This window comes from Paenibacillus sp. RC334 (assembly GCF_030034735.1).
Taxonomy (GTDB): Bacteria; Bacillota; Bacilli; order Paenibacillales; family Paenibacillaceae; genus Paenibacillus; species Paenibacillus terrae_A.
Genome location: NZ_CP125370.1, coordinates 4,939,408 through 4,951,945 on the forward strand (window position 1 = coordinate 4,939,408; position 12,538 = coordinate 4,951,945).

1 protein-coding gene is annotated in these 12,538 nt (G+C 50.6%); it reads right to left on the bottom strand.

The genetic code is table 11. The features are described 5' to 3' along the window. Window positions 1-6: 6 nt before the first annotated feature. On the bottom strand, window positions 7-12,534 hold the full coding sequence (locus QMK20_RS22710) for a non-ribosomal peptide synthetase (protein WP_283653426.1): 12,528 nt from the start codon (window positions 12,532-12,534) through the stop codon (window positions 7-9). Between the last annotated feature and the right edge of the window lie 4 nt (window positions 12,535-12,538).

A 12,538-nucleotide genomic window follows, 5' to 3' on the forward strand; every position in this document is an offset into this window, starting at 1 on the left:
CAAGAATTAGAAACTCAGTTCAATGGAACGAATAACACTTTCATCCGGTACCCTTTTTTCAATTAATTTAATGTCCTGAATAGGAATTTCCGGCTGTTGTACCACTTCAGACAGAACGGACAACAAATCTGTGGCAAGTACATGAATCGTTTCCGTCTCAAACAAATACCGGCTGAATTCAAACTCGCATCGCAGTTGTTCTCCTTCGGGCTGAACATATAACGTTAAATCAAACTTGGCACTTTTCCGTGACTGTTCGTAAGAAGAAAAGACGAGGGAGTCCATTTCAACTGCTATTTCACCCATATTCTGATATACCAGCATAGTGTCAAACAAAGGATTGCGTCCCGGATCACGTTGCAGCTGCAAATGTTTCAAAATCTCTTCAAACGGATAATCCTGATGCTCGTATGCATTAAGCATCGTTTGTTTTACATCCTGTACATAACTGGAAAATGTTTTTCCAGCAAATGGTTGATGGCGCACCGCCAGTGTATTGACGAACATTCCAATTAACGGCTCCATGTCGGCGTGGGTTCTTCCCGCCACGGAGGTACCAATAATCATGTCATCCTGTCCACTGTATTTAGCCAGTAAAACGGTATATGCAGCCATGAATACCATAAAGAGCGTTGCGTCCGTACTGACGGCAAGCTGCTGTAACTCCTGTGCAAGAGATTTTTCAATTACAAAATGATGGACATCTCCTTCATAGCTGCGCACTGTTGGTCTTTCATAATCTGTAGGCAGCTCCAGCTGGGGCAAGTCTCCTTTGAACATCTCCAGCCAGTAATCCTCGTGGCGCTTGTATGCACCATCTGCTATTTGAGCTTGCTGCCAGACTGCATAATCTTTGTACTGAATACGAAGCGGCGGTAACGTTTCTCCGCCATACAGTCTTATAAATTCCTGGACCAAGATGTTCATCGAAACCCCGTCCGATACCAGGTGATGCATATCAAATAATAAAATATGGCGTTCAGCATCTGTTTGAATGATTCCAACACGAAGCAACGGAGGGCGCTGCAGGTCAAACACACGCACAAACTCACAGATACAAGAATCGATTTGATCCTCCGTTGCGTGAAGCAGCTCAACCTCAAACGGAGCATTTGGATAAATAAACTGTGCTGGCTCTCCTGCTGCCAGTTCAAACCCGGTTCGCAAAGATTCGTGCCGCCCTATGAGTTGTTGGAAGGCCTGTTCCAGACGGTGGACATCAAGAGAGCCAGTAACGATCAACACACCTGGCATATTATACGTAAGCTGCGCACCTTCAGCCTGACCTGCGAGGAACAGGCGTCTTTGGGCTGAAGATACTGGATAATATGCCTGCTCCGCAGCAACCGAAATGGAATAATACGTATGTGAATCCAGCCCGGTAATCAGCTCCGACAAACGTTCAATGGTCGGAAAGCGGAATATATCCTTCAAAGAGATGGATGCATCCATCTGTTTTTGAATTCGGGAAACGAGTGTTGTAGCTTTGAGTGAATGTCCCCCTTTGTCAAAAAATGAATCCGTTATTCCGATACGCTCTACATCAAGTATTTCTGCCCAGATCGAGACGAGATGCTCCTCGACTGCATTGCGCGGCGGTGCATAAGCGGCACCCGACTCCAGGTACGCCTGCGGCGCGGGCAGTGCCTTGCGGTCCATTTTTCCGTTGGACGTCAGCGGCAGCGCCTCCAGAGGCACGAAGTAGGTCGGGATCATATACTCCGGCAGCGACGCACTCAGCGCTGCCCGCAATTCTCTACCCGTCATGTTCCCGTCCGTGACGACGTAGGCACACAGCTCCTGCCATCCGCTCTCTGCCGAGCGGGCGATCACTACCACCTCCCGGACCGCAGTCAGCGCCCGAATCGCACCTTCCACTTCCCCCAGTTCAATCCGGTAGCCCCGGATTTTCACCTGATCGTCCGTACGTCCGATATACTCCAGCTCCCCGTCGATCCGCCGGCGCGCTACGTCACCCGCCCGGTACATCCGTTGCCCCGGCACAAAGGGATTCGCCACAAACTTCTCCGCCGTCTGCTCCGCCCGGTTCAGGTACCCCCGGGCTACCCCGTCTCCGCCAATATACATCTCGCCTGCGACCCCGGCCGGCACCGGCTGTCCATACGGATCCAGCACATAAATGCTCGTATTCGCTGCCGGACGGCCAATCGGCACATACTCGCCCATCGGGCGGGCCGGATCATACAGATAACTCATACAACCGACGACGGTCTCCGTCGGGCCGTATTCGTTGAACAGGCGCACCGTGCCCCCGCTTTGCTCCCAAATCCCCGCCGCGAGCTTCGCGCTCAGGTTTTCTCCTCCGACGATCATTCGGCGGATCGTGCTGTCCTGCACCAGCCCCAGTTCGTGCACCAGATGCAGATGAGCCGGGGTCAGCTTGATCAGATCGATCCGGGGATCACGGAAGATGCGCGGCAGCAGCGCCGCTTTATCGTCACCCGGGTAGACGATCACTGTATTTCCCGTGATCAGCGGCGTGAAGATGCTCGTCACCGTCAGGTCAAAGGCCAGGGAGGAATACAGCGGGAACGTCGTCTTCATCCCTTGCACATACGTGCGGCTGGACCACCAAATATAGTTGGTCAGCCCCTGATGTTCAATTAACACGCCCTTCGGCTGGCCCGTGGAGCCGGAGGTGTAAATCATGTAGGCCAAATGCTGCATCCGATCTCGGGGAGCGTCCAGCTCCTCCACAGGGGTAGCCGTTCCCCCCGGTGCCCCGTTCGCCCCAAGGGGCAGCACCCTGCCGTTATAGTCCGCCGGAAGCTGGACTCCGTCCCCCACCAGCGCGATGCGAGCGCCTGAATCTTGAAGCATGTAGGCGATCCGTTCGTCCGGAGAAGCCGGGTCCATCGGCACGTAGGCCCCGCCTGCTTTCAGGACGGCGAGAATGGCGATGACCACCTCTGCGCTGTGTTCGGCACAGATCGCAACCCGATGGTCGGCCTGCACCCCGGCTGCCCGGAGGCTATGCGCCAACCGATTGGCCTGAGCATTGAGCTCCCGGTAGGTGAGCCTGCGATCCTCGCAGATGACTGCCGTCTGTTCCGGTGTACGCCCCACCTGTTGTTCAAACAGTTGCTCCACCGTCTGCTCCCGCGGATAATCTGCCTCGGTATCGTTGAAAACTTCTAAAATATCTCGTTTTTCTTCTTTTGTCAGCCAATCCAGTTCATGGACTCCCATGTCTGGTTTAGCGGCAGCCTGCTCCAACATTTGGAGGAATCGGCCTGCTACTTGTTCTATTATTGAGGTGTCATAGGCATTGGTATTAAATTCAAAATGCACTGTTATGTCTTCGCCAGGCAACACAATGACATTAAAGTCGTAATGCGTCTGCTCCGTGACGTGTGCATTGGAAATCAGCAAACTTTGACCATCGTCTTCATCCATACTTGTCAACTGCTGCTCCAACGGATAATTTTCAAACACCATAATATGCGATAGGAGCTGGTGCTTCTGTGGTGTTCGCGCTTGTATTTCCATTAAGGAATACGTGTCAAACTCATGAGCAGCGAGTGCTTGCTGCTGCATCCTTAAAGCCAAATCAGCAAACGAATCATCCGCATCACAATGAACACGTACCGGAATCGTATTAATGAACAAGCCTACCATGCTTTCAATACCTGTAATAACAGGCGGTCTGCCTGACACCACCGTACCAAATACAACATCCATATGGTTATTGTATTTTTGCAGTAGAATCCCCCATACAGCTTGCATAAAAGTATGAACCGTTACACGATTGCTATTCGCTGCCTGCTTGAGCGAATAGGTCAGCGAATGTCCAAACCGGCGGATTACTCTGCCCGATTCGTAGCCTTCAAATTCCGCAGCTTGGACCAGCTTCCCTGGTAGTATCGTTTGTTCTTCATAGCCTGCAAGATAATTACTCCAGTAAGAAGCGGCTTCCTCGACAGGACGGGATTCAAGCCATTCGATATAGTCGCTGTACAGAGGAGCGTCTTGTAATCGAGGCTGTCTCTCATTTCGAATTGCTTCATACAATTCAAACAATTCTTGGGCGACAAGCGGTACGCACCAGCCGTCCATAAGGATATGATGAAAGCTCCAAACCAGACGGTATGAGCGTTGCCCTGTACGTAAAACAGATAACCTCATTAACACATCCTGTTGGAGATTAAATCCTTTGGCCTTGTCTTGATCGGCATAGGCTGTCAGCCACTGTTCCCGCTCTGATTCTCGGATACCCCTAACATCTTCTGTGCGAAAATCAATGCGTGAATCCTGGTATACCACTTGAAGTGGGGTATCTTTCCAGCCAGTATAAAATCCAGTTCGCAATATAGCGTGTCTGTGTGTTAATTGATCCAAGGCTTGGGCAAAAGCCGCTTCATTCAAGACACCTTCCATATCAAATGTAGTCTGTTCAAAATAGGCGGCAGACTGAGGATCCAGCAGACTGTGGAACAGCATTCCTTTTTGTACAGGCGTTAATGGGTAAATATTCTCTATTGCTCTGTCCTGTCCCATATGCAATATGATCTGTTCCATTTCTGGAATGCTTATCCCTTTGCATAAAATATCGCTTGGGGTCAGCTCCATCTGTTTTTTCGACATACAGTGGTTAATGATTTCGCGCAAGGAGCATTGGAGTTTCTCAGCCAGGTGTTCCACCGTTTTTTGACGGTACTGCTTTCGATTGTAGCTGATAGCGAGATTCAGACATCCGTCTGTAATCATACCGTGGAACTCCAGCACATATGGTCTCCGCCCTCCCTGGCTGACATCCGAGCCACCAGAATAGTGTGAAATAGACATTCCACTGTTGCTTAAATCCTGATCAAACTGGCCTAGATAATTGAAACAGATTTCAGGTTCAACCAGCTTACCCATTTCTTCACCATGATGGGAGAGATGACGCAACAAGCTGAATCCGACTCCCTTTTGCGGTATTTCACGCAATGCTTCTTTGACCGTTTTAATGCGAAGTCCCGTGTCTGCGTCCGTTGGAATGTGTAGAAGAACAGGATATTGACTCGTGAACCATCCTACCGTCCGGCTGATATCACAATCCGGCAACATATGCTCTCTACCGTGGCCTTCCAAATTTACAAATATATTTTCACTGCCTGTCCACCCATGGATTGCAGTTCCCAGCGCAGTAAGCAACAGATCATTAATTTCAGTACGATAGGCACGGTTCGTCTGTTTCAGCAGTTGCTCCGTCTCCATCTTTGTAAACCGCAGTGTCAGTAATTCGCTGTCTCCAATCGTGCCTTGACCCGTCTCGTCATAATCTCTAGGTAAAGGAGCTGTCTCAAAGTCTTTTACGCGTCTCCAATATTGAAGCTCCTGCTCGATGGACGTACTATTTGCATACTGCACCAGTTGATTGGCCCATACCTGATAGGCATCCGTTTTTGACGGCAGCTTGATATCCTTGCCCGACTCTGCTTGCCCGAAGGCATTCGCCAAGTCCTCCAGTAAAATTCGCCAGGATACGCCGTCTACCACCAAATGATGAATGACAATCAGCAGATGATCACCGTCGGGACAACGGAACAGTCCCAGTTTTACCAACGGACCTTTTTCCAGATCAATGCTGCGCTGAATTCGATTCGCGGCTTCCTCAATTTCTGCCATAACCTCAGTTGGATTGGAGGCTGCGAAGTCCATGACTTCCAGATCGTACAATTCCCCTTCACTGATTCCACGATTCCATGCTTCATAGCCGCTGTCCGTCCGTCGATATACGGTACGTAAAGCATCGTGGTGCGTAATTATGCTGTCCATTACCTGCCGCAATGCCTCTTCTTTAAAGCCCGAAGGTCTGTGCAAGAAAAACGACTGGTTAAAATGTGCTTCATTTCCCGTTTCTTGCGTGAATAACCATCGCTGTATCGGTGTCAACTCCACTTTTCCACTAATTTCACCTTGCTCGGGTATTCTGGTCACCCGCTCTGTATAAGGACTGAGCGCAGCAATGCTCGGATATTTAAACAGGTCTTTCATTCCAATTTTGTAGCCGGCCTGAATCAATCGGGACGATACCTGAATGGCCTTAATGGAATCGCCACCCAAATCAAAAAAGTTATCCCCTGTTCCTATCTGCGGCACACCGAGCACCTTTTGCCAGACAGTGACCAGCACCTGCTCCACTTCGTTTCCAGGCGCGGTATACTCCACTCCGGTTTGAATACTCGCCGTTGGCACAGGCAGCTCTTTACGGTCCACTTTCCCATTAGGCGTTAGCGGTAGCCGTTCCAGCGGAATCATATAGGCTGGTATCATATACGCTGGCAGCTCTTCCAGCAGAGCTTCCCGTATCCGCGTCCCCGTCATCTCGCGCTCAGCTACATAGTACGCCGCCAATTGCTTCGCGCCATCCTCCGCTTCATGGACAACCACAGCCGCTTGCTGGACGAAGGGCAGGCTCTGCAGCTTCGCTTCAATCTCTCCCGGCTCAATCCGGTATCCACGGATCTTCACCTGCTGGTCCATCCGTCCCAGATAGCTGATCGTTCCGTCTGGACGCCAGCGTCCCCGGTCCCCCGTCCGGTATAACCGTTCACCCGCTGCCCATGGATGCGCTACAAACCGCTCACGGGTTAATTCCTCCTGATTCAAATAACCACGGGCCAGACCGGCTCCCCCGACCCAGATTTCTCCCGCCATCCCTATCGGCAGGAGCCGCCCCTCTTGATCCATGATGTAGGCGGTCGAGTTGGCTATCGGTCGCCCAATCGGAATATTGTTGGTATAGTCCTGGTCAATCTCAAAGCTGCAGGAAAAGGTCGTGTTTTCCGTCGGACCATAGCCATTCACCAGCGTGACATTCGGGCATGCGCGGCGTACCGCCGATACGACCGATGGCACGAGCGCATCCCCTCCCACAATGAGATAACGCAGCGGCTCAAACTGTGCTGGCTCTTGCTGCACCAACTGATGGAACAGTGGCGCGGTCAGCCACATGACCGTAATTTGGTGCTCCCGGATAGCTTCCCCCAGCAGCTCTGCACTCAGCAGAACCATCTCGGGTACAATGACCAGCCGCAGCCCGTTCAGCAAGGCCCCCCAAATTTCAAACGTACAGGCGTCAAAAACCAGCGCCCCTGTTAGCAAAATACGGTCAGCAGGTGTCCATGCTACAACATTTGTTCCTTTGACCAAACGTACGACACTTCGCTGCTCCACCATGACCCCTTTGGGTTGTCCGGTCGAACCGGAGGTATACATCACATAAGCCAGATGATGGGCTCCTGATACGCTTGGCAAGTCAGAGTCATCCGCAGCATATGCATTTTCGTCCCCCAGGTCCAGCATTCGGCCCTCATATCCGGCCTGTTTGACCCGTTCCATGGCCTGATGAACGGCATCTCCAGTTCCGGCAGATGCCGTCAGCAGCACGTTGACCTGACCATCGGCCAGCATAAAGCGAATACGCTCCGAAGGGTAAGTCGGATTGATCGGCAAATAGGCGCCTCCAGCCTTCAAAATGGCTAACATTCCCACGATCATGTCTGCAGAGCGATCCGCCAAAATCCCGATCCGCTGATCCGGCTGCACACCGCAGGCCCGCAGCGTATGCGCCAGCTGGTTCGAGCGTTTCTGCAAGGCACGGTAGGTCCAGCTCTTGTCCCCGCACACAACCGCAATTTGCTCGGGTACACGCGCTGCCTGTTCTTCAAACAACTGCGCAATGGGTTGCTCATGCGGATATGCTTGGGCGGTATCATTAAAGACGTCCAGAATCAGACGTTTGTTCGCCTCGGTTACCCACTGGAGCTCGTTGACACGCATGTGCGGGCGTTCCGCTATTTGCCGCAGAAGATGAAGCAGTTGGTTACTGATTTGCTCTATGTCTGCCTGACTATAGACGCTTGCATTGTATTGAAATTTGAATGTGAATGTTTCGCCAGGCAGCACAATGAGATTAAAATCATAGTTCGTCTGCTCACGAATCTCCGCATCAGCTATAGTCAAGCCCGTCGTATGCTCGCCTTGAATAAGCTGCTGCATTTGCTCCTCTACAGGATAATTTTCAAAAACAAGCAAATGTGTGATTAAGTCCTGTTTTTGATGGGTATGAGCCTGAACCTCATACAATGGGTACGTATCGTAAGCCGCTGATGCCACGGAATTGGACTGAGTCCGAATCATGATTTCAGACAGAGAATCCGTGGAATGGCATTGAATACGCACCGGGATTGTGTTAATAAATAATCCGATCATTTGCCCGGCTCCCGCCAAATCTGACGGTCTGCCCGACACAACTGTACCAAAAACTACATCTTGGCTTGCGTTTGCCATTTGGAGCCATAGCCCCCATACTGTTTGCAATACTGAGTTTAACGTCACCTGATGTATTGCTGCTATCTGCTTTAACTGTCGGATTGAATCGTTATCAAGCTCAAGCGCCACTTCTTGGCGGATATATTTTTGATCAGAGTCCCCTTCCCTCTCTCCAGGGATAGCAGTATGCTCCTCATACCCCGACAAATATTGCTCCCAGTAGTGGGCTGCTTGCTCATCATCCTGCGCCGCCAGCCACTCCATATACTTGCTGTAAGGAGCTGATTGCTGTACATTAGGCTGTCGGTTTATCAGAAAAGCTGAGTAGTACTCGAACAGTTCACTCGTGACCAGCGGTACACACCAACCATCCATCAAAATATGGTGAAAGCTCCAAATGAATGAGTACGTCTCATCCGCAATACGGAAAACTGCCATTCGCATCAATATATCCTGTGACAGATTGAATCCCCGTTGCTGATCCGTCTCTGCATAGGAATGCAGCCTTTGCTGTTGCTGTACCTCTTCCAGTTCCCTTATGTCTTCTGCATACAGCTCGACTTGTGGGTTCTTGTAGACGATTTGGAGAGGATAGTCTTTCCATGCTCCATCAAAACGGGTACGGAGGATAGCGTGCGCTTTCGTCAATTCCTCCAGACTTTGCCCAAAAACGTCCAGCTTCAAGTTTCCTTGCATTTCAAAAGTAATCTGCTCAAAATAGACGCCAGATCTGGAATCCAGCAAATTGTGAAACAGCATCCCCTTTTGTAAAGGAGTCAACGGATACACATCTTCAATGTCACCTATATGCTGTGTCTGCTGAATAATCTGCTCCAACTCTTCCATGGTCAAATGTTTTAGAGATAAATCACTTGGTGTGATTTCCGTCCGTTCGCAACTTGCACAGTGTTCGATGACTTGACGCAAGCTATCTTCCAGATATGCTGCAAATTGCTGCATAGTTTGACTTAGATATTGTTTTTTACTGTAACTTAGCTGTAACGATAAATTGCCGTTAGTAATACTGCCGTTAATTATTAACTTATATGGCCTTAATTGATTCCCACTCACCTCGGAGCCGACAGAATAAGTGGACAGGCGCATAGAGCTATTTTCCAAATCCTGATCAAACTGACCCAGGTAATTAAAGCTGACTTCAGGCTGCAGGTCGCCAAATGTTGCATTTCGGGCACCGTGATTTTCAGATAAGTACCGCAGTAAACCATATCCGATCCCCTTGTTAGGAATCTCCCGTAATCCTTCCTTAATGCCTTTAATTCGACTGGCTATACTAGTATGATGACGAACGGAAAGAATGACCGGGTATAGACTCGTGAACCAGCCAACCGTACGTGAAATATCAACATCATCCATAATGCTTTCCCGGCCATGTCCCTCCAGCATAATTGCAACCTTCTCCATGCCAGTCCAGCGATGAACAGCTATGCCAAGAGCTGTAAGTAGCAAATCATTTATTTCCGTGTTATAAGCCCGATTTGCCCCTTTTAACAGCTGTCCGGTCTCCTCTTCAGACCATTGCAAGGTTATAGTCTCGCTGTCTTTTATCAAGGAACGGCTTACTTCCAAGTCCACAGGAAGTGGTGAGACGATGGTATGATCCACTGCTTCCCAAAAAGAACGCTCCTGCTCAATTGCATTGCTAGTGGCATGATCGGACAGCTTATGTGCCCATGTCTGAAAAGAATCAGTCTTCACAGGTAGTTGAACAAAAGCTCCGGCTTCTACCTGTTCATAAGCTCTTGCGATATCTTCCAGCAAAATCCGCCAGGATACACCATCCACCACCAAATGATGAATGACAATTAGTAGATGATCACCATCTGCACAACGGAACAGACCCAGCTTTACTAATGGACCTTTTTCTAAATCAATGCTTTGCTGTATCCGGTTAGCTGCAGCCTCAATTGCCGCAAAAGGCTGGGAATCGGCTGTAAAATCTACAATTTCCAGATGGTACAGCTCCCCATCATCCATTCCACGATTCCATGCCTCATACCCATATTCTGTCTGACGAAATACCATACGAAGCGCATCATGATGGGTTATGACACCCTGCATGGAATGTCGCAGCGTCTGTTCATCAAACCTTTGCTCTCTAAAGAGCAGCATGGATTGATTCATATGATGAGGATCGGCAATTTGATTTTCCAAAAACCAGTACTGGATAGGAGAACGCTTGACCTTTCCAATTACCGTCTTTTGATCCGCTACTCTGTTCAGTATGTGAACATGAGAATTTAGCGAAGCGATGGTTGGATAAGAAAATAAATGCTTCATCTCCAAGTGATATCCCGCTTGTCTTAAACCGGATGAAACTTGAATGGCCTTAATGGAATCGCCACCCAAATCAAAAAAGTTATCCCCTGTTCCTATCTGTGGCACACCGAGCACCTTTTGCCAGACAGTGACCAACACCTGCTCCACTTCGTTTCCAGGCGCGGTATACTCCACTCCGGTTTGAATACTCGCCGTTGGCACAGGCAGCTCTTTACGGTCCACTTTCCCATTAGGCGTTAGCGGTAGCCGTTCCAGCGGAATCATATAGGCTGGTATCATATATGCTGGCAGCTCTTCCAGCAGAGCTTCCCGTATCCGCGTCCCTGTCATCTCGCGCTCAGCTACATAGTACGCCGCCAATTGCTTCGCGCCATCCTCCGCTTCATGGACAACCACAGCCGCTTGCTGGACGAAGGGCAGGCTCTGCAGCTTCGCTTCAATCTCTCCCGGCTCAATTCGGTATCCCCGGATTTTCACCTGCTGGTCCATCCGTCCCAGATAGCTGATCGTTCCGTCCGGACGCCAGCGTCCCCGGTCCCCCGTCCGGTATAACCGTTCACCCGCTGCCCATGGATGCGGTACAAACCGCTCACGGGTTAATTCTTCCTGATTCAAATAACCACGGGCCAGACCGGCTCCCCCGACCCAGATTTCTCCCGCCATTCCTATTGGCAGGAGCCGCCCCTCTTGATCCATGATGTAGGCGGTCGAGTTGGCTATCGGTCGCCCAATCGGAATATTGTTGGTATAGTCCTGGTCAACCTCAAAGCTGCAGGAAAAGGTCGTGTTTTCCGTCGGACCATAGCCATTCACCAGCGTGACATTCGGGCATGCGCGGCGTACCGCCGATACGACCGATGGCACGAGCGCATCCCCTCCTACAATGAGATAACGCAGCGGCTCAAACTGTGCTGGCTCTTGCTGTGCCAACTGATGGAACAGTGGCGCGGTCAGCCACATGACCGTAATTTGGTGCTCCCGGATAGCTTCCCCCAGCAGCTCTGCACTCAGCAGAACCATCTCGGGTACAATGACCAGCCGCAGCCCGTTCAGCAAGGCCCCCCAAATTTCAAACGTACAGGCGTCAAAAACCAGCGCCCCTGTTAGCAAAATACGGTCAGCAGGTGTCCATGCTACAACATTTGTTTCTTTCACCAAACGTACGACACTTCGCTGCTCCACCATGACCCCTTTGGGTTGTCCAGTCGAACCGGAGGTATACATCACATAAGCCAGATGATGGGCTCCTGATACGCTTGGCAAGTCAGAGTCATCCGCAGCATATGCATTTTCGTCCCCCAGGTCCAGCATTCGGCCCTCATATCCGGCCTGTTTGACCCGTTCCATGGCCTGATGAACGGCATCTCCAGTTCCGGCAGATGCCGTCAGCAGCACGCTGACCTGACCGTCAGCCAGCATAAAGCGAATACGCTCCGAAGGGTAAGTCGGATTGATCGGCAAATAGGCGCCTCCAGCCTTCAAAATGGCTAACATTCCCACGATCATGTCTGCAGAGCGATCCGCCAAAATCCCGATCCGCTGATCCGGCTGCACACCGCAGGCCCGCAGCGTATGCGCCAGCTGGTTCGAGCGTTTCTGCAAGGCACGGTAGGTCCAGCTCTTGTCCCCGCACACAACCGCAATTTGCTCGGGTACACGCGCTGCCTGTTCTTCAAACAACTGCGCAATGGGTTGCTCATGCGGATATGCTTGGGCGGTATCATTAAAGACGTCCAGAATCAGACGTTTGTCCGCCTCGGTTACCCACTGGAGCTCGTTGACACGCATGTGCGGGCGTTCCGCTATTTGCCGCAAAAGATGAAGCAACTGGTTGCTGATTTGCTCTATGTCTGCCTGACTATAGATGCTTGCATTGTATTGAAATTTGAATGTGAATGTTTCGCCAGGCAGCACAATGAGATTAAAATCATAGTTCGTCTGCTCACGAATCTCCACATTG